Source organism: Agromyces atrinae, from assembly GCF_013407835.1.
GTDB classification, from domain to species: Bacteria; Actinomycetota; Actinomycetes; order Actinomycetales; family Microbacteriaceae; genus Agromyces; species Agromyces atrinae.
In genome coordinates this window covers 907543-926438 of the sequence record NZ_JACCBI010000001.1, presented here as the reverse complement: position 1 = coordinate 926438, position 18896 = coordinate 907543, and the positions used below count along the sequence as shown (strand labels likewise).

Genomic DNA, 18896 nt, shown 5'->3' with positions numbered 1-18896 from the left:
TTCGACGGTGAACGATTCGATCAGCGATTGATCGTTTCAGGGCGCCGCGGCCGCAATCGCGGGCTCACTCGAATCTGCACGCCATTTGCTCACGTCGTGCGCGAATTGATCGTCGGCCATACGCGACTGATAACTTTGTGCGGTTGTCGAAGGGAGACATCGATGCAGCGAGACGGCCTCGGCGAGCGCTCCATCACCGAGTTCCGACACGGCGATTTCGTGCGCGGGGGCGTGCGCGGAACCGGAGGCGACCTCGGCATGCAGGCCAGGGTGCGCGTCTTCGGCGAGACGCTCATCATCGAGGCGTCGGGCACGGGCTCGGAGTTCGAGCGGAGGCCCCTGCGACCGGGTCTGCCCACGATCGACATCATCTTCGTGCAGGAGGGCGGCTTCGCCTACCTCGATCGTGGCGCCTGGATCGAATCACGCGGTCCGCTCATGATCGCCCCGAGTGGACTGCCGAACACCGTGCGCTTCACGAGCACGTGGCGATTCGTGGTGGCCCGATTCTCACGCGAGGCACTTCTGCCGTACGTGCCGATGCTCTCCGACGACGTGAACATCTACTCGACCTTGGCGATTCCCGAGCGCGCGATGCAGGGCTTCCTCGAACAGACCGTGCGCAGCGAAGACGAGGTGTCGCCGTCCGACAGCAGCACGGTGGAGCGTATCGCGCTCGAGATGGCGGGCACCATGCTGCGCAATCGCCTGGGCGACGCGTGGCAACCGGGCACACCGCAAGCCGTGCTGCGGGACCGCGCTTTCGCACTCATCGCGGCGCGGAGCGGCGATGTGAGACTCGACCCCGCCGCGGTCGCCCGCGAGTTGGGTGTCTCGCTGCGGCACCTGCAGACGATCTTCGCCGATGCGAGCAGCTCGGTCTCCGCGGAGATCCGTCGGGAGCGTGCACGGGTGGCGCGATCGATCCTCCAGGACCCGCGATCGGACGCGCTGAGCGTCGCCGAGATCGCCGAGCAGACCGGATTCGGATCGAACGTGAGCATGCGACGCGCTCTCGACGCCCTCTACGGACTGAGCGCGACCGAGCTGCGCATGCGACGCGCCCCCGCCACGGAAACACCGTCGAGGGTCGACGCGTGACGACCGACAGGGCAGACGGGCGCCCCCGGCGGACCCTCCTCGTCGGCTGCGGCACGGTGGGCACCCTCCTCGGCGAGCGGCTCGCCGCGCGCGGCGGCGATGTCATCGGTCTGCGGCGCACCGCCCACGATCTGCCCGCCGGCATCACCGGACTCTCCGTCGATCTCCTCGAGCCGCTCGAGCACCCCCTGCCGGATGCCGACGAGATGGTCATCACCCTCACCCCGAGCATCGGGGGAGCGGCGAACCCGACCGGGTACGTCACCGCGCTCGAGAACCTCGCGCGCGCCCTGCCCTCGACTCCCGCACGAACCGTCTTCGTGTCATCCACCGGCGTCTTCGAGAGCCGCGACCGCGGGCGGGCGCTGACCGAAGCGGATGACCCGGAGCCCGTCACTCGACGAGGCCTGACCCTGCTCGCGGGCGAGAGCCGCGCGCGCGAACTGTTCGGCGCGCACATCGTGCGGCCCGCGGGTATCTACGGCCCGGGCCGCGGGCGCCTGCTCCGCCAGGTCATCGAGCGGGAGCCCGTGCAGTACGGCAAGCGCACCAACCGCATCCACGAGGCCGATCTCGTCTCTGCGCTGGACGCTCTGCTCGAGTCATCCGCACCTCCCGCACTTCTGCACGCCGTCGACGAGCGCCCGGCCCCTCTCGGCGACGTCGTGACGTTCATCGCACACGAGCTCGGCATCGAACCGCCGCCGCGCATCGAGCCCGACGAGGTCAGTGGTGCGATCTACGACGGATCACAGCTGCGCACGCTGCTCGGCGCTCTGAGCTACCCGGGTTACGACGACGGCTATCGCGAGATCGTCGCCGCTCTGCCGCCGTCGACGCTGCGCTGACGCCGGGGCGCAGCGGGGAGCGTCGGAGAGCCCGGGTATCGTGGGATGCGAAACAACGATCAGGGGGATCATCGTGGGGAATCATCGACGCGCCGCAACAAGCCGTGCAGGCCTCTGGGCCATGGGGGCAGTGCTTGCCGCGACACTGACGGGCTGCAGTTTGCCCTCGGCGCCCGCCGCCGACGAGACGCCGACGAGCAGTGAGACCGAGAGCACGTCCGCTCCGACCGCCGGCGAGGCCGAGCGGGAGTTCTACGACAACCTCGTCGTCTACCGTCAGATGGCGCACCAGTCGGACGCGGTTCCGAGTTCATGGAAGACTCCGCCCGAGGGAACCTGGAGTGAGGTCGACGCATCGACGCGTGACCTCTACGTCTCCGTCGGTAAGGAGATGTGCGCGAGCGGCTTCTCAGACACTGGCCTCGCGGAGGGCAACACCGACGTCTACATGTCGTGGCTGAGCGCGCGGTTCCTCTGCCCCGAACATCTCGACGTGGCGGAGAGCGAGCTCGTCGCATTCACGAGCCAGCAGTTGCTCGACGTGCTCGAGTATTCGGTGCTGAAGGGCAACGCGACGACGGAAGACGTCATGCTGGGTCTCGTCTCGTGCGAAGCGGCGATGGAACTCGCGTACGAGCCGCCGCCCGGATACGACAAAGGCTACTTCTGCTGGATCATGCGCGTCAGCGCCATCGGTGAGAGCGGCGACGAGTGGGACTTCCTGAAGTTCTTCGACGGCGAAAACGCTGACGAGGCGGGCTTCGATGCGCTCGCGAAGGAACTCGGAGCGACTTCCGGCGTGCTCGGCGGCCTGCTCGGCGACGAGTAGCGACATGATCGAGTCCGGTGTCGGGAGACGATTCGGCGAGCGCCCGACCGGCAACCTCGATGCACCGGCCGAGGCGATCATCGACGCGGCCGCCGTGTCGTGGTACCCGCCTTTCGCCACCGAGGTGGCGGCCATCCGCGCCGCGTTCGAGCGCGAGGCGCGGTCCGAGATGGAGTCGACCACCGCGGCGATGATCGCTTCAGACCCTCGCCGACGCGACACGGTGACGCCGGCCCCGTGGCGAACCGGCCTCCGAGTTCTGGGCTTCCTCGCGGGAGCGACGGCGCTCGCGGGCATCCTGATCTCCCTGGGTGTGAGTCGCCGCAATCAGCCGCCGATCGATGCCTCGGTGGCCGCGATCGTCGTCGGCATCGCGTCGGTGATCGCGCTCGTGTGCCTCGGTGCGTCGCTGCTCTCTCCGTCGCGCATGGGTGTTCCCAATCGCATGATGTCGATCAGCCTCGGAGTCGCGACGGTCGGCGCACTCGGCTCGGCCCTCGCGCTGCTCACACGGCCGGCCACCTGGGACGAGACGACGATCGTCTGGTGGCTGCTCATCGTGGGCTCAGGCCTGGCGATGGCCGTGCTCCTCGTGATCGTCCTGCGTGCGCGCCACGTCTATGCGCGATCGACGACAGCGGTGACCGACACCGACGTCGACGAGTTGCGACTCGCGATCATTACGCGCGCCCTCGACGCAGCGACGCGGGCCGCAGACGAGGCCTGGAGCCGGGTTCCGCCGGAGACGCGACGTGCGATCGAGAGCGAACGGGATGACGCGATCGACGCCATCGAACAGCGCACTCCTGCCCTCATCGATGCCGTGATGGTGCGCTCCATCGCACCCGGTGCGGCCGGTCTGCCCCACGCCGCCGATACGCTGCACAGCGTCATGCACCTCGGTGCGGCCCAGCTCGCCGACCGTCGCGAGCCCGGGCGATACGGCTACTTCGTGAAGCGCGCCCGTGCGGGCGCCACACGCCTCGACTGAACCGAGCGATCACTCACCGGGCGGTCGGCTTGCCGTCGGCGGCCCATGCCGCGCCCAGGGCGAAGAGCGTCGAGACCCCGTATCGCTCCATCGCCGCGGCGATACGGCGCCGACCCGTGCGCGGATTGATGCCGAGCCGGCGGGATGCCGCGTCGAGAGTGACTCCTCGCTCCATGAGCTCGAGGAGCGGAGCCCACGGCTGCACGGCGTGGCCGATCGGCTCGCCGCGTCGCCAGAGCTCGCGGTACAGGGTCCGGCCGAGCTCGGCGAGGGCCGCGCTCCGCACACCGATCACACTCGACGGCCATCCCTCGCCCCATTCGACCGGCAGGGCGAGCACGTCGCCGTCGATCCAGAACCAGCTCGGAAGCTCGTCGAGGGTGCGGAACTCCACGCCGACGGCGGAGTAGCGCTCCGCGATCGCCACGAGTCGGGGGTCGTCGGCCATCGAACGCGGGAGGAGAGCGCGCACGGACCGCTTTCCGGCGAACAGTTCGGCGAACCGGCTCGCGCGTGCGGGATCGGTCTGTAGGAAGCGCCCGAGGTCGGGGAGCACCGACCAGGCCGTGTCGCCCTGCTCGCGCGCGATGTCGTACCAGAGGTCTTCGGCGGCCCGAGGACCGTGACGGATGAAGACGGGAACGACCTCGCCCGATTCCTCGCCGACGGCCCAGTGGCGCAGCAGCACCGGGAGGTCTGACACGAGCGATTCGATGCGCGAGGCCGCGTCATCCGCCGACTGCCGCATCGCACGCACCTCGCGCTCGACGGCCTCGGCCGTCCACGAGGCCGGTGTCGCGTAGGCGATCGCGCCGTCGCGCACCGAGATCGCACCTCCGCGCGCGAGCCGTTCGACGACCTCGGCGATTTCGCCGGCATCCTCGTGTGCGGTGGTCGCGAGTTCTGCCACGGTGTGCGGGCGGCTGCGGTAGATCAGTTCGAGCAGTGCCTTGTCGTCCATGTCGCCTCCCGCGCGCCGGTAGTCACCATCATGGCGCAGCTGACCGCTTCCGGACGCCCGCTTGCGGTCGTGTCCGCAAGCGGAGGTTGCTCTGTCCGCTTCTGTCCACTCACACTGATCGGAGGGGGACCGGGCCCATGGCTTCGCACGCGTCCGCATGCAATGCCGTGGGTCCGCGGACCCATGGTCGAGCGGAGGCAACGACATGACGAGCAGCAGCACGAACACAGGCGTCGTACGAGGTGGGGCGGTCGCGGCAGCGGTGGCCCTCTCGCTGGGGATCACGGCGTGCACGGGGGAGCCACCCGAAGAGGCATCCTTTTCGAGCGGGGTTCCGGTCGTGCTCGGCGACGAGCCGAGCCAGGACGCCGTCGGCCTCTACACGGATCGGGATGCGGCGGTGGCTGCGGCCGTCGACGCCCTTCCCGAACTCGTCGAGAAGGCACTCGAGCAGACCGGAGTGCCCGGCGCTTCCGTGGCGGTCGTCTCGAACGGCGAGGTCGTGTTCGAGGAGGGATACGGAGTGCGCGACGTGACGACCGACGCGCCCGTCGACGTCGACACCGTCTTCCCGATCGCATCGCTCTCGAAGCCGCTGTCGTCGAGCATCGTCGCGAAGGCGATCACCGATGATGCCGAACTGTCGTGGGAAGACCCGGTCATTGAGTACCTCCCTGACTTCGCGCTGAACGATCCGTACGTCACGGAGCACGCGAAGATCGCCGACTTCTTCTCGCATCGCACGGGCATTCCGACCGGTGGCGGCGATGATCTCGAGGATGTCGGTTTCGACGTCGAGTACATCATGAGCCGCATGGATCAGATTCCTCTCGCGTCGTTCCGCGACACCTACCAGTACTCGAACTTCGGACTCACGGTGGGCGGCGAGGCGGTCGCGGCGTCACGTGGGCAGACGTGGGCGGAGACCGCGCAGGAGCTGTTGTTCGAGCCGCTCGGTATGACGTCGACGACCACCGTCCACGACGAGTACCTCGCGGCCGACGATCGCGCGGCGATGCACGCTCGCACCGGCGAGGGCCAGTACGAGCAGCTCTTCGATCGCGACGCCGACGCCGAGGCGCCCGCCGGAGGCGTCGCTTCCACGGCCGGCGACATCGCGAAGTGGATGACCATGGTGCTCGCGGACGGCGAGGTCGACGGTCAGGCGTTCATCGACCCGCTCGTGCTCGCGAAGACGTATTCCGCGCATTCGATCACGGGCGGCGACGCGAAGAACCTGACCTCGCGAACGTCGCACTACGGGTTCGGCACGAACGTCGGTGCCACCGTGACGGGCCGCGTCAGCATCAGCCACTCGGGCGCATTCGGCTGGGGTACCGCCACGAACGCCACGATGATCCCCGACCTCGACCTCGGCATCGTCGTGCTCACGAACGGAGCGCCGTCGGGTGTTCCTGAGGCGATCGTGTCGGAGTTCGTCGACCTCGTCCAGTTCGGCGAGGAGACGCGACCCTGGCTCGACCTCTGGCCCTCGGTCTTCGCCCACTTCTCCGACCCGGCGGGCGACCTCGTCGGTGAGACGGCTCCCGCGGATGCCGCGCCCGCTGGTGCGTCGAGCGATTACGTCGGCACCTATACGAGCCCGTACTTCGGCGACTTCGTCGTGACCGAGGCGAACGGCACGCTCACGGGCGCACTCGGCCCCGACGGCGGCTACACGTTCGAACTCGACCCGTGGGACGGCGACACGTTATCGTTTGTGCCGACGGGTGAGAACGCTCTGCCCGGCTCGCTCTCCTCGGCGGTCTTCGTTCGCGACGGCGATCGGATCACCGGGGTCACGCTGACGTACTTCAACACGTTCCCGGCGCCCGGGCAGGAGCCGAACGGACTCGGGGTCTTCACGCGCGTTGGTTGAGCCGCCGCCGAGCTCAAACTCGATGCCACGTGGCTCGACGACGGCCGTGTGGTCGGCCTCGTGACGCAGGGGAGCTCGACGTGCGTGCCCAGCGCGACGGATGTCTCGTACGAGAACGGCGTGCTCTCCGTCACGCTCGACGACGGTGAGGCGCAGGCCTGCACCAAGGACCTCGTGCCACGCCTCTCGCTCGTCAGCCTGCCGGAGGACGTCGACCTGACCGCGTCGCTCGAGATCGCCGTGACGTACGGTGACGCCGTCGGCGACACCGATCTCGACGGCATAGCGGGGCTCGGGTCGGGCTCCGCCGAAGAGGGCACGCCGAGCGCGGCCTGGGTCGGCGACGACGAGCTCGCGCTGCTGACGTGGGGTTCGAGTTCCCGTGCCTGCTACCCGGTCGCCGAGTCGATCGTCGTCGACGACGGCGTGATCACCGCGACGATGGCCGAGCCGGCCGCCGACCAGGTCTGCACGTCGGACTACGGTCCTCAGGGCAGCCTCCTCTTCGTCGACGGCGCCGCCGACGACGCGGAGTACGAACTGGTGTTGACGGGCTTCGGCTTCGAGGGGGACGTGCGAGTACCGATCATCGGAACGCCCTGACTGGTCGGGCGCTGATTGTCGGGCACCCGACTCGTCGTCAGCCGAGGAACGGGCGCAGGTCGGGGTAGCCGCTCGTCTGCCACGCGCCATCGACGACGATGTTCTCGCCGTTGATGTACGAGGCGTCGGTGGAGCCGAGGAAGAGGGCCACTGCGGCGATCTCTTCCGGTTCGGCGGCGCGCCCGGTGGGGATGCGCTCCATGTAGGCCTCCGTGACGCCCGGCATCGACATGAGCCCGCCGGTGAGCGGAGTCGCGACGAGCCCGGGCGAGACGGCGTTGACACGGATGCCCTGGTCGGCGAGTTCGAGCGCAGCGTTCTCCGTGAGCATGACGACGCCGGCCTTCGCGGCCGCGTACCCCGCGCCGAAGTGCATGGGTACCAGCGAGTTCAGGGAGGCGACGTTGACGATCGAGCCGGGCTTCTTCTCGGCGAGGAAGTGGGCGGCACCCAGCTTGGTTCCGAGGAACGCGCCGTAGAGGTTCAGGCGGATGTTGAAGTCCCACGTCGCGAGGTCGGTGTCGACGATGCGGCCGGGCTTCGAGCCGCCCGCGACGTTGTAGACCGAGTCCACGCGGCCGAAGCGCTCGAGCGCGCCGTCGAAGAGGGCGGTCATCTCGGCTTCATTGGTGACGTCGGTGCGCAGGCCTGCGACGTTCGGTCCGAAGGTGTCGGACGCCGCCGCCACGGCGTCGGCGTTGATGTCGGCGACGAAGACGCGCGCGCCTTCATCGACCAAGCGGCGGGTCACCGCGGCGCCGATACCGGACACTCCGCCCGTGACGATCGCGACGGTGTCATCAAAACGTGCCATGTCTGCCTTCCCGCGCCGCCTGCTCTGGCGCCGCTGACAGAATCCAGCCTACAGAACTATCTGACAACTGTCTTTATAGATGCGCGTCACAGTAACCACCAGGCGGCCGAGGAGGCGAGCACGATCTGCACAGCACGTTCGACGTCGAGCTCATCGTCGCGCAGCCACTGTTCGATGGCGGCGATCGTACCTCCGGCCGCGTAGGCGATCGCCATCCGCATCGCGGCGTCATCTCCCGCGATCTCGGCGGGCACGATGTTCGGCCGACGTTCCACCCAACCGAGCAGGCCCTCGCGCAGGGCGTCCTCCAACGATGCCCGCACCCGTGCGGCCAGCACGGGGTCCATCGCCGACCGGTACACATCTGCACGCCGGCGCACGTGCTCGAGCAGCACTCGCTCTCCGTCGCCGATCGCCGCATCATCGGGCAGCCCGGCCGTGGCCTCGGCGATCTCGTGGGCGAGGGCGTCGGCGACGAGCTCTTCGACGCTCGACACGTGCCGGTAGAAGGTGTCGCGAGTCACGCCGGCCGTTCTACACACGTCCGCGACGGAGATCTGCGACAGCCGCTCGTTCGACGCGCGTTCGAGCGCCGCGCTGCGGAGACGCTCGCGCGTGCGGCGAGCTCGGGGGTCCATCTGGCCATGGTACGGCCGCTCAGGGGTGCGTCTGCGTTCGCTCGCGACGAAAAGGCCTCGTGAGTTCTACGACGCGCGGCGAGCGGGCGCGGCGTTCCAGGCCTCGATGAAGGCGTTCGCGTCGGCGGCGCCATCGGCGGTGCTGATCGTCGAATCGGCGTCGACGCAGAACGTTCCCTCGGGGCTGTCGACGCAGACCCGCTCGCCCGACCGCGACAGTGATTTGAGCGATCCGGCAGCGATTGCGAGGTCGTCATCGGTCGGTGGGACCGCGAACCCGAGGCGCATCGAATGCTCGGGCTGCACACTGAGCGTCTCGACACCGTCGCGCTCCAGCAGCGCGAGCGCGATGGCCGCGTCGGCCGCGAGTGCCGCCGGCTCCGAGGCGAGGCGGAGGACGGGCGCATCCGCCGCGCCAACCGTGAGCGTCACTGAGTCGAGCGTCGCGGGCGCGCGAGTGACCTCGGCCGCCACGTTCTCGACCTCGGCGAGGGATGCGATCGTGAGAGTCGCCGTCGAGTCGTCGGTCCACACGCCATCGAGGTCGTCACGCGTCTCGTCAGCAAGTGCCGCGAGCAGTGCCCGTACCTCGTGACCGTGCGCTCCGGGTGCGAGGGTCACGAGGTCGCTCGAGAAGAACACCTCGATGCCCGAGCCGTCGAGGGCGTCATCCGTTATCGCTCGCGCACGTTCGACGTCGGCTTCGTCGCGTACACGCACACCGATCGCGGTCTCGCCCGCCTGGAACGCGGTCAGTGCGACAGCGGAGCGCAGCGCGTCGTACGCGGCGAACGCGGCATCCGTCCACGGACCGGGGCGCCCCGTGAACTCGACGGCCTCGGCAGGGCCCGCAAGCCGCCGAACGCTGAGGGTCGGCGACATCCCGGTGTCGGCGAGCAGCGTCGGTGCGTCGGAGAAGAGCGAGCGGATGTCGGTCTCCGCCGTCGCGATCAGCATGACGTGATCGATGTCGGCGTCGTAGTCCGACGAGCTGAACGTCGCGGTCTGCACGCGGGCATCGGCCCTGAGCTGTCCGACGACGTCGAGCAGGTCGGTGTTCGCGCGTGACTCCCGGAGCACGGGTACGCGCCAGTCGTCGAACGCGAGGTCGATGCGCACGCGGTAGTCGTCGCCGAACTCGGCGACACGTGCAGAGAGGTCGACGACCTGCGACTGATCGACGTCGTCGACCAGATGGACGGTGCCGCCGACGCCGCCCGAGAACGGCATGTTGTCGGCGCTCGAGAGATCGAGGCGCGACACCACCGGGTCGTTCGAGAACTCGCGTGTGAAGGACGTGACCGCGGCGTCTCCGGTGAAGCAGCCCGAGAGCAGGAGGGCCAGGGCGGCCGCCCCGGCTGCGAGCGCGATCCGGCGCCGTGTGCGCACGGTGTCTCTGACGGTCACTGCTGCCGTGCCTTCCGCGACCGCCGCACCGCCGCGATCACGATCCCGACGATGCCCGCCACGACGACCCCGACGATGAGGGTGTTCGCCGTGAACGCGAACCAGTCGTACCTCGTGACGATGGGGTCGTGCCACGCGCGTTGCCAGGAGAAGTCGATCGTGGTGGGGAAGCCGATGGGCTCGTAGCGCGAGAGGTCCTGCTGAACCCAGTCGAACGGCCATCCGTAGCTCGCTCGCGCGAGGTCGCTCGCGTTCGAAGCGGTGAACCGGTCGGTGACGAGCAGGTAGAAGGTCACGACGGCGGCTACGGGGAGAAGCACGACGTAGAGAAAGAGCGCGTCCCGGATGCGTGATGCCGGCTGACTCGCGCGACGCTCATCGACGACCTCGTTCACCCCCGGCACTCGATCAGCCTATCGATCCGCGGAACGCACGCGACTGCTCCTCACGTGGCGACGTGCCGGAAGGGAGAGAATTGCCTCTTGCATTACTTATCGGATGAGTTATCGTAAGACATGAAATAAACCCCGAACCCGATCGAGAGACCATGTCAGAGACGACGACACGCGGCCTGCGTCGCCGCAATCGAGCACGAGTGCTCAAGTGGGTCATGTTGAACCCGGGTGCGACGCGACTGAACCTCGCGACCGTCACCGGTCTCTCGCTCGCCACCGTCACGAACGTCGTCGGCGACCTGATCGACGACGGCATCATCGAAGACAGCGGCACGGTTCCCTCGCAGGGCGGCCGCCCCACGACGACGCTCAGCGTGCGTCCCGAGGCGGCCCACTTCATCGGGGTGGATGTCGGCGAGCACGGCGTCGCCGTCGAGGTCTTCGATCTGTCGCTCAACCGACTCGCGAGCAGCTTCCGCTACACGTCGGCGCGCGCCTCCGACCCCGACTCGATCGCCGCCGACATCGAGCACTGCGTGAACGAGGTGCTCACCGAGACCGGCGTTCGCGAGAGCGTCGTCGGCATCGGGCTCGGACTGCCGGGCATCGTCGAGCACCCCGAGTGGTCGAGAGTCGACGACCACGGCGACGCCATGCTCTATGCGCAGTCCATCGCCTGGGACGGCCTCGAGGTCGGAACCCTCGTCAGCCACGACATCCCCGTCTTCGCCGACAACGGAGCCTCCACCCTGGCCCTGTCGGAGCACTGGCTCGGTGCCGCACGCGGAGTCGACCACGGCATCGTCGCGCTCATCGGTCGAGGCATCGGTGTCGGCATCATCTCGGGCGGCGAGATCCTCCGCGGTCGGTCGAGCAGCGCAGGGGAGTGGGGCCACACGATCGTCTCGTGGGGTGGTCGACCGGACGCCACGGGAATCCGCGGAACCCTCGAGGCCTACGTCGGCGGCACCTCGATCGCCGACCGGTGGGCGGAAGCCGGCGGCGACCCCGACGAGGACTACGAACTCGCACTGGCCCAACTCATCGAGGCAGCGCCACGCGATGAGACCGCTGCAGCCGTGCTCGATGACACGGTGGAGCTGCTCGGCGTCGGTCTCGCCAACCTCGTGAACCTCATCAACCCCGGTCGCATCGTCATCGGCGGTTGGGCCGGTCTCGCGCTCGTGGCACACCTCGGCGACCGCATCGCCGATGCTGCGCGTCGCAACTCGCTCGAGCGCTTCGCCGGCCAGTTCGATCTCGTGCCCTCCCACTTCGGCCGTGACGGAGTCGCGCTCGGCGCGGCCCTGCTCGTCGTGCAGGAGTTCATCGACGGCCGTGCAGTGGTCGGTGGCCGCACCATCACCGCACCTCACCAGCGCGCGGGCTCGCCTCGCGTCACCGGGGGCCCTTCGGGGCCCTGAACCGAAACGACGGGGCACTCGCGCCAACGAGTACCCCGTCTGAAATCCCTTCGCACCATGCACACACAGAGAAAAGGAACCTCAATGAAGAGACTAACCGGGAGCATCGTCGCTCCTGTCGCCGTACTGGCCCTCGCCGCAGGCCTGACCGCGTGCTCGTCCGACGGAGGCGGATCGTCCGAGGAGGGCGGTGCGATCACCGTCTGGATCATGGGCGACACCGGCACCGCGTTCGAAGAGCTCGCCGCGGGATACACCGAGAAGACCGGTACGGATGTCAACGTCGAGGCGATCCCGTGGGCGAACCTCAACGACAAGATCACGACGTCGATCGCTTCGGGTTCGGGCCCCGACGTCATCCAGATCGGGCTGTCGGTCCTGCCGACCCTGGCCGATGCCGAGGCGCTCCTTCCTCTCGACGACCTGCTCGGCGACTACCCGGCCCTCGCGGCAGAGAACTTCGCCGACGCCGTCGCCGGTGAGGCGACCCAGATCGGCGGTCAGACGCTCAGCGTGCCGTGGGTCGCCGATACCCGCGTGCTCTTCTACCGCAGCGATGTGCTCGCCGAGGCCGGGTTCGACGCACCGCCCGCGACCTGGGACGAGCTGACCGAGACGGCGACGGCGCTCGCGGCGCGCGGTGACGGCCAGTACGGCTACTACATCCCCCAGTGGGACTCGTCGCTCCCCGTCGTGTGGACCTGGGCCGCCGGTGGCGACGCTGTGGATGCCGAGGGCAACGTCGACTTCGACAACGACGGATTCGAGGACATGGTCGACCTCTACACGGGTCTCTACGCCGACGGACTCGTGCCGACGAACTCCGACTTCGACCAGGTGCAGGGCTTCGTCACCGGAATCACGCCGATGCTCGTCTCGGGGCCGTACCTCGCGAAGTCGATCGAGGACGCCGCCCCGGAGCTCGACGGCAAGTGGGCCGCTGCTCCCATGCCGAAGAATGTCGACAACACGTCGCTCTTCGCCGGATCGAACCTCGGAATCTGGCACAACAGCTCGAAGGTCGACGAGTCGCTCGCTCTTCTCGACTACTTGGCCGACCCCGAGATCCAGCTCGACTGGTACGACAAGGTCAACGAGCTTCCGACGAACAAGTCGGCCCTCGCCGACCCGCGCCTCGCGGAAGACCCGAACGTCGCCGTCTACGTCGAGACGCTCGAGAACGCTCGCGTCGTGCCGCTGGTTCCGAACTGGGACTCGGCCGTCGGTCAGAAGCTCACGGACGCTCTCAACGCGATCGTGCTGACCGGTGCCGACCGGCAGTCGACGCTCGACGCGTTCTTCGCCGAGACCGACGGGCTCGCCGTCCAGTAGTGCCCGGTGGGCGGGGCCGCGTGCCCCGCCCACCCCGCAGTCCACTTGACCACCCCTGCCTCAGAGAGGAGGCCCACTGCATGGCACTCACCACCTCCGCGATACCGCCGCGGATGAAGAAGCGCCGCTCGGTCACGAGCGCCGGCGCAACGCCCTATCTGTTCCTCAGCCCCGCGATGCTGCTGCTCTGCGCCTTCGGCCTTCTGCCGATCCTCGTCGCTGCGTTCGTGAGCTTCACCGACCTCAACATCAAGGGTCTGGCGAACTGGTCGAACGTGCAGTTCATCGGCATCGACAACTACACGACGCTCTTCACCGATGCCGCGTTCTGGTCGGCGATGGGCAACACGGCGATCTTCGTCGTCTTCGGTGTGCCCGTGATCATCGGTGTCTCACTCGCCGTCGCGCTCATGCTCAACTACTCGCAGACCCGGTTCTTCCGCTTCCTGCGCGCCTTCTACTTCATCCCCGCCATCACCGCGATCGTCGCGGTGGCCCTGATCTGGGGATACCTCTACAACACCCAGTTCGGACTGCTCAACTACCTGCTGTCGCTCGTCAACATCCCGCCGCTGCAGTGGCTGTCAGACCCGACCCTCGCGAAGTTCTCGGTCGCCCTCGTCGCCGTCTGGCGCGCGACGGGACTGAACATCATCATCTTCCTCGCCGCCCTGCAGGGCATCCCGCGCGACTACCTCGAGGCGGCCGAGCTCGACGGAGCGAACAGCTGGAAGCGGATCACGCGCATCATCCTGCCGCTCATGCGATTCGCGATCTTCTTCGTCACGGTCACGACTGTCATCAGCTGGCTCCAGTTCTTCGACGAGCCCTTCGTGCTCACCGAGGGCGGGCCGCTCGGAGCGACGACCTCCATCTCGCTCTTCCTCTTCCTCGAGGGGTTCCGACTGAATCAGTTCGGGTACGCGAGCGCCGGTTCTCTCGTGCTCTTCGTGATCATCATCGTCGCGACGCTCGTGCAGCTGAAACTCCGAAAGGCCGACGATGAGTACTAGCCTTCGCGAACGTCGCCCCACCCTCGTTCCGACGAAACCTCCGACCCGGAACGGCCGGGGTACCCGCACCGATCCCACCCGGATGCCCCGCATCCTCATCGGAGTCGTACTCGCTCTCGGCGCCGCGATCACGGCGTTCCCGTTCTTCTGGATGATCTCGACTTCGCTGAAGCCCGCGAGCGAATCGCTGCAGTACCCGCCGACGCCCTTCCCGCAGACGGTGACGTTCGAGTACTACGTGCAGCTCTTCACGCAGCTCGACTTCGGTCGGTACACGATCAACACGGTCATCATCGTGCTGTTCGGCTTCATCGGCATGATCCTCATGGCGATGGCCGGATACGCCTTCGGCAAGTTCCAGTTCCGCGGTCGGGAGCCGCTCTTCGTCCTCGTGCTCGCGACGATGATGATCCCGGTGCAGGTCACGATGATCCCGACCTACCTGATCCTCAACGGCATGAAGCTCACGAACACGTTGATCGGCATCGCCTTGCCGACGCTCGTCGGCGGGTTCGGGATCTTCCTCTTCCGGCAGTTCATGTCGACCATCCCCACCGAGATGCTCGAAGCCGCCCGTCTCGACGGAGCGAGCGAGATCAGGATCTTCTTCCAGGTCGTGCTGCCGATGTCGAAGCCGATCCTCGCGGTGCAGACGATCCTCACGTTCATCGCCGGGTGGAACAGCTTCCTGTGGCCGCTCATCATCGCGGGCGAGCAGAAGAACTACACCCTCTCGGTCGGACTCTCCCTCCTCAACCAGCAGATCGCCATCAATCCGCCGCTGCAGATGGCCGCGGCATCCCTCATGGTGATCCCGATCCTCATCATCTTCGTGATCTTCCAGCGCTACATCGTGCAGGGATTCACGCTCTCCGGCCTCAAATGACCCACGCGACTCACTCTGAAAGCGACACCATGACCACCACTTTCGATGGATTCCTGCGCACCGACGGCACCCGCATCGTCGACGGACACGGCCGCACCCTCGTGCTCCGCGGCATCGGGCTCGGCAACTGGCTGCTGCCCGAGGGCTACATGTGGAAGTTCGCCGACCATGCGAGCTCTCCGCGACAGATCGAGCGCGTCATCCGCGATCTCGTCGGCGACGAGACGGCCCGCGAATTCTGGTCGGAGTTCCGCGCCCGGTTCATCTCCGAGCGCGACATCGAGCGCATCGCCGAAGCCGGGTTCGACCACGTTCGCCTGCCGATCAACTCGCGCGAGGTCATCGATGACGACGGCCGATTCATCGAGGCGGGGTTCGACGCGATCGACGACGTCATCGAGTGGAGCCGTCGCAACGGTCTGTGGGTGCTGCTCGACCTGCACGGTGCACCGGGCGGCCAGACCGGCACGAACATCGACGATTCTCCGAACAACAAGCCCGAGCTCTTCATGGACGAGCGCTACCGCAGACTGACGCTCGACCTGTGGCGCGAGATCGCCACGCGCTACCGCGACAACACGGTGGTCGCGGGCTACGACCTGCTCAACGAGCCCTTGCCGAACGAGTGGCAGGACATCTATCCGGCGGAACTCGTCGCTCTCTACAAGGAGCTGACGGCCGTCATCCGCGAGGTCGACGAGAACCACATCATCATGTACGAGGGCAGTCACTGGGCAACGAACTGGTCGATCTTCGACGAGCGCTGGGACGACAACTCGGTGCTGCAGTTCCACCGCTATTGGTGTGCGCCCGACGAATCGAGCATCCAGGAGTATCTCGACGCCCGTGACCGCCTGGGCGTGCCGATCTACATGGGCGAGGGCGGCGAGAACAACCCGGCGTGGGTCTACACGGCGCACCGTCTCTACGAGGACAACGGCATCGGCTGGAACTACTGGCCCTGGAAGAAGGTCGACACGTTGACCTCGCCGGCGTCCATCGTGCCGCCCGACGGGTGGGGCGAGATCGTCGCGTTCGCGAACGGAGACGGGCCGGCGCCGAGTTCCGATCACGCCCGAGCGGTGCTCGGGGCGTTCCTCGAGAACGCGGCGATCGACTCGTGCGTCTGGCGGTCGGAGATCATTGCGGCGCTCTTCGCCGAAGCCCCGCTCGACGTGCCCGTCTGGGCGTGGGGATTCCGTGGTGAGGGGGTGTCGTGGTCGTCGACGGGAGAGCCGATGGCCGGCGTGCGAGAAGCGGATGCCGTCGCGATCCGTTACGCGGACGGCGAGGTGCGTGCCGAGCACGACTGGCATCGCGTCGACGGGTCGACGACTCCGTCGAGCGACGCGTTCGTGGTCGAGCTGTCGGCGGGCGACTGGCTCGAGTACACCGTTCGCGGGGGAGAGAACGTCGAACTGGATGCCTCGGGCGAGGTGTCGGTCGAACTCGGCGACTCCGCCCTGCGCGTCACTGCCGTGACCGATGCCGTGCTGCGGCGCATCAGCGTCGCCTGATCGACGATCGCCGCTCATGACGACCGAGTACCTCCCCTTCCGTGACCCCGGGCGCCCCATCGACGAGCGCGTCGACGACCTCCTCCGACGCATGACCGTCGAGGAGAAGATCGGCCAGATGCTGCAGCTCGATGCGCGCGACGACCTCGACGACCATGTCCTGAGGCGACACGTGGGGTCGATCCTGCACACCTCGCCCGAACGCATCGTGCGGGCGAACGAACTGACCGATCAGACGCGACTGCGCATCCCGCTCCTCGTCGGCGAGGACTGCATCCACGGGCACTCGTTCTGGCCGGGCGCGACGATCTTCCCGACGCAGCTCGGCATGGCGGCCTCGTGGGATGCAGACCTCGTCGAACGGGTGGCACGCGCGACAGCGGTCGAGGTCTCGGCGACCGGCATCCACTGGACGTTCTCGCCGGTGCTCTGCATCGCGCGCGACCTGAGGTGGGGGCGAGTCGACGAGACGTTCGGCGAGGACCCTGTTCTCATCGGCGAGCTCGCGTCGGCGATGGTGCGCGGCTACCAGGGTGACGGGCTCGACGACTCGACCGCGATCCTCGCGACCGCGAAACACTTCGCCGGGTACTCGGAGACGCAGGGCGGGCGCGATGCGAGTGAGGCCGACATCTCCAGGCGGAAGCTCCGATCGTGGTTCCTGCCGCCGTTCGAGCGTGTGGCACGCGAGGGCTGCCGTACGTTCATGCTCGGGTACCAGACGATGGACGGCGTTCCGATCACCACGAACGACTGGTTGCTGAGCGATGTGCTCCGCGGCGAGTGGGCTTACACCGGCACCCTCATCACCGACTGGGACAACATCGGGCGCATGGTGTGGGAGCAGCGGGTGCAGCCGGACTATGCGCACGCTGCCGCCGCAGCCGTGCTCGCGGGCAACGACATGGTGATGACGACGCCCAGGTTCTTCGAGGGCGCTCTCGAGGCCGTGCGGATCGGGCTCCTCGCGGAGGACGCGTTCGACGCCGCCGTCGCGCGCATCCTCACGCTCAAGTTCGAGCTCGGCCTCTTCGAGAACCCTCGCCTTCCCGCCGACGAGCGTGATGGCGTCGTCGGGAGCGCCGAGCACGCCGCGCTCAACCTCGAGGTCGCGCAGCGTTCTCTCGTGCTGCTCGAGAACGACGGCGTGCTTCCCCTCGCTGCCGACCGGCGCCTGCGGCTCGCCGTCTCAGGGCCACTCGCCGATGACGCGCAGACCCAGCTCGGTGACTGGGCGGGCGGCTCCGGTCAAGCGGGGTGGCTCGACGGTCAACCACGGGACATGATCACGACCGTGCTCGACGGGCTTCGCGGCGTGGATGCCTGGGACGTGCGGTACACGCGGGGCGCCGACATCCTGACGCTCGAACCCGACCCTGCCGGCCCGACGTTTCCGGATGGACAGCCGCGCCCGCCGCTGTTGCAGCCGTGTGTCCCCGACGCCGACCTCATTGCGGACGCCGTCGCCGAGGCGCAGGCGGCGGATGTCGCCGTCGTGGTGGTCGGTGATCGCATCGAACTCGTCGGTGAGGGCCGCTCGACCGCGACACTCGAACTCATCGGAGGACAGAACGCTCTGCTGGATGCCGTGATCGCGACGGGCACGCCGGTCGTCGTCGTGCTGCTCGCGTCGAAACCGCTCGTGCTTCCGTCATCCGTCTCGTCCGCTGCGGCGGTCATCTGGGCGGCGAACCCCGGTATGCAGGGAGGGCGGGCGCTCGCCGATCTCGTCTCGGGCGCCATCGAGCCCACCGGCCGACTGCCGATCTCGTTCGCGCGTCACGCCGGTCAGCAGCCGACGTACTACAACCAGATCCGCGGGCAGCACGGCGACCGGTATGCCGATCTCACGCAGGCCCCCGCGTGGGCCTTCGGTGAGGGACTGAGCTACACGACAGTCGAGTACGGGGACGTGCGGCTGGTGCACACCGAACTGAGTGAGGACGACACGATCGTCGCGGAGGTCGACGTCACCAACACCGGCTCCCGTCCCACCCGCGAGACGGTTCAGATGTACGTGCGCGACGAGGTGACCTCGGCGAGCTGGGCGGACCGCGAGCTGAAGACCTATCGGCAGGTCGACGTCGACCCGGGGGAGACGGTGACCGTTCGTCTCGAACTCCCCGTTGCCGAGTGCACCATCGTCGATGCACGGGAACGACGCGTCGTCGAGCCCGGCGAGTTCACTCTGCTCGTCGGTCCGTCATCGCGGATCGAGGAACTGCGTGCGGCGGCGTTCACGGTCGTTCGGTGACTCG

The 18896-nt window shown here is 67.9% G+C and carries 17 protein-coding genes; 12 read left to right on the top strand and 5 right to left on the bottom strand.

Going from position 1 to position 18896, the window contains the following annotated elements; translation table 11 throughout:
* The first annotated feature begins 162 nt into the window (after positions 1-162).
* The 4 genes from BJ972_RS04490 to BJ972_RS04475 all read left to right on the top strand — a co-directional run bounded on the left by BJ972_RS04490 (position 163) and on the right by BJ972_RS04475 (position 3769).
* Positions 163-1101, top strand: coding sequence for a helix-turn-helix transcriptional regulator (locus BJ972_RS04490; RefSeq protein WP_164989920.1), 939 nt, complete (start codon positions 163-165; stop codon positions 1099-1101).
* Entirely contained in the window at positions 1098-1949 is an 852-nt protein-coding gene (locus BJ972_RS04485) for a sugar nucleotide-binding protein (protein ID WP_129174612.1), read from the top strand. The genes BJ972_RS04490 and BJ972_RS04485 overlap by 4 nt, the downstream gene beginning before the upstream one ends.
* Positions 1950-2109: 160 nt before the next feature.
* Positions 2110-2778, top strand: coding sequence for a hypothetical protein (locus BJ972_RS04480; RefSeq protein ID WP_179419919.1), 669 nt, complete (start codon positions 2110-2112; stop codon positions 2776-2778).
* A 4-nt stretch (positions 2779-2782) separates the two neighbouring features.
* Positions 2783-3769, top strand: a complete 987-nt coding sequence (locus tag BJ972_RS04475) for a hypothetical protein (protein ID WP_129174608.1) — start codon at positions 2783-2785, stop codon at positions 3767-3769.
* Positions 3770-3782: 13 nt separating this feature from the next.
* Here BJ972_RS04475 and BJ972_RS04470 read toward each other — a convergent pair whose 3' ends face one another.
* Positions 3783-4730: a hypothetical protein gene (locus tag BJ972_RS04470; protein WP_129174606.1), complete on the bottom strand. Its 948-nt coding sequence runs from the start codon at positions 4728-4730 to the stop codon at positions 3783-3785.
* A gap of 205 nt (positions 4731-4935) precedes the next feature.
* Here BJ972_RS04470 and BJ972_RS04465 point away from each other — a divergent pair, with 205 nt between their 5' ends.
* Positions 4936-6609: a serine hydrolase gene (locus BJ972_RS04465; RefSeq protein WP_164989919.1), complete on the top strand. Its 1674-nt coding sequence runs from the start codon at positions 4936-4938 to the stop codon at positions 6607-6609.
* An 84-nt stretch (positions 6610-6693) separates the two neighbouring features.
* Complete coding sequence (locus BJ972_RS04460) at positions 6694-7212, top strand: hypothetical protein (RefSeq protein ID WP_129174602.1); 519 nt, start codon at positions 6694-6696, stop codon at positions 7210-7212.
* Positions 7213-7249: 37 nt separating this feature from the next.
* On the opposite strand, the gene BJ972_RS04455 is transcribed toward BJ972_RS04460, so the two are convergent.
* From BJ972_RS04455 to BJ972_RS04440, 4 genes are all read right to left on the bottom strand, one after another.
* Positions 7250-8026, bottom strand: a complete 777-nt coding sequence (locus BJ972_RS04455; protein ID WP_129174600.1) for an SDR family NAD(P)-dependent oxidoreductase — start codon at positions 8024-8026, stop codon at positions 7250-7252.
* Positions 8027-8112: 86 nt separating this feature from the next.
* On the bottom strand, positions 8113-8664 hold the full coding sequence (locus tag BJ972_RS04450; RefSeq protein WP_129174598.1) for a TetR/AcrR family transcriptional regulator: 552 nt from the start codon (positions 8662-8664) through the stop codon (positions 8113-8115).
* 66 nt (positions 8665-8730) lie between these two features.
* A complete protein-coding gene (locus tag BJ972_RS04445; protein WP_129174596.1) occupies positions 8731-10071 on the bottom strand; it encodes a hypothetical protein in 1341 nt (446 codons plus the stop codon).
* On the bottom strand, positions 10068-10475 hold the full coding sequence (locus tag BJ972_RS04440; protein WP_179419918.1) for a hypothetical protein: 408 nt from the start codon (positions 10473-10475) through the stop codon (positions 10068-10070). The genes BJ972_RS04445 and BJ972_RS04440 overlap by 4 nt, the downstream gene beginning before the upstream one ends.
* 143 nt (positions 10476-10618) lie before the next feature.
* Between BJ972_RS04440 and BJ972_RS04435 the strand changes: the two genes are divergently transcribed.
* From BJ972_RS04435 to BJ972_RS04410, 6 genes are all read left to right on the top strand, one after another.
* Complete coding sequence (locus BJ972_RS04435) at positions 10619-11890, top strand: ROK family transcriptional regulator (RefSeq protein WP_129174592.1); 1272 nt, start codon at positions 10619-10621, stop codon at positions 11888-11890.
* Between the two features lie 84 nt (positions 11891-11974).
* Positions 11975-13222, top strand: coding sequence for an extracellular solute-binding protein (locus tag BJ972_RS04430; RefSeq protein WP_129174590.1), 1248 nt, complete (start codon positions 11975-11977; stop codon positions 13220-13222).
* An 80-nt stretch (positions 13223-13302) separates the two neighbouring features.
* On the top strand, positions 13303-14235 hold the full coding sequence (locus tag BJ972_RS04425; RefSeq protein ID WP_241830798.1) for a carbohydrate ABC transporter permease: 933 nt from the start codon (positions 13303-13305) through the stop codon (positions 14233-14235).
* An 82-nt stretch (positions 14236-14317) separates the two neighbouring features.
* Positions 14318-15121, top strand: coding sequence for a carbohydrate ABC transporter permease (locus tag BJ972_RS04420; RefSeq protein ID WP_206736507.1), 804 nt, complete (start codon positions 14318-14320; stop codon positions 15119-15121).
* Between the two features lie 29 nt (positions 15122-15150).
* Positions 15151-16638 (top strand): glycoside hydrolase family 5 protein, encoded by a 1488-nt coding sequence (locus BJ972_RS04415; protein WP_129174586.1) that lies wholly within the window; start codon positions 15151-15153, stop codon positions 16636-16638.
* 16 nt (positions 16639-16654) lie between these two features.
* Positions 16655-18892 (top strand): exo-beta-d-1,3/1,6-glucosidase, encoded by a 2238-nt coding sequence (locus BJ972_RS04410; RefSeq protein WP_129174584.1) that lies wholly within the window; start codon positions 16655-16657, stop codon positions 18890-18892.
* Positions 18893-18896 lie beyond the last annotated feature (4 nt).

Excerpts from the sequence above, each read along its gene's own strand:
- BJ972_RS04490 (WP_164989920.1), top strand. The coding sequence starts at position 163 with ATGCAGCGAGACGGCCTCGGCGAGCGCTCCATCACCGAGTTCCGACAC.
- BJ972_RS04475 (WP_129174608.1), top strand. The coding sequence starts at position 2,783 with ATGATCGAGTCCGGTGTCGGGAGACGATTCGGCGAGCGCCCGACCGGC.
- BJ972_RS04470 (WP_129174606.1), bottom strand. The coding sequence starts at position 4,730 with ATGGACGACAAGGCACTGCTCGAACTGATCTACCGCAGCCGCCCGCAC.
- BJ972_RS04465 (WP_164989919.1), top strand. The coding sequence starts at position 4,936 with ATGACGAGCAGCAGCACGAACACAGGCGTCGTACGAGGTGGGGCGGTC.
- BJ972_RS04455 (WP_129174600.1), bottom strand. The coding sequence starts at position 8,026 with ATGGCACGTTTTGATGACACCGTCGCGATCGTCACGGGCGGAGTGTCC.
- BJ972_RS04450 (WP_129174598.1), bottom strand. The coding sequence starts at position 8,664 with ATGGACCCCCGAGCTCGCCGCACGCGCGAGCGTCTCCGCAGCGCGGCG.
- BJ972_RS04435 (WP_129174592.1), top strand. The coding sequence starts at position 10,619 with ATGTCAGAGACGACGACACGCGGCCTGCGTCGCCGCAATCGAGCACGA.
- BJ972_RS04430 (WP_129174590.1), top strand. The coding sequence starts at position 11,975 with ATGAAGAGACTAACCGGGAGCATCGTCGCTCCTGTCGCCGTACTGGCC.
- BJ972_RS04425 (WP_241830798.1), top strand. The coding sequence starts at position 13,303 with ATGGCACTCACCACCTCCGCGATACCGCCGCGGATGAAGAAGCGCCGC.
- BJ972_RS04420 (WP_206736507.1), top strand. The coding sequence starts at position 14,318 with ATGCCCCGCATCCTCATCGGAGTCGTACTCGCTCTCGGCGCCGCGATC.
- BJ972_RS04415 (WP_129174586.1), top strand. The coding sequence starts at position 15,151 with ATGACCACCACTTTCGATGGATTCCTGCGCACCGACGGCACCCGCATC.
- BJ972_RS04410 (WP_129174584.1), top strand. The coding sequence starts at position 16,655 with ATGACGACCGAGTACCTCCCCTTCCGTGACCCCGGGCGCCCCATCGAC.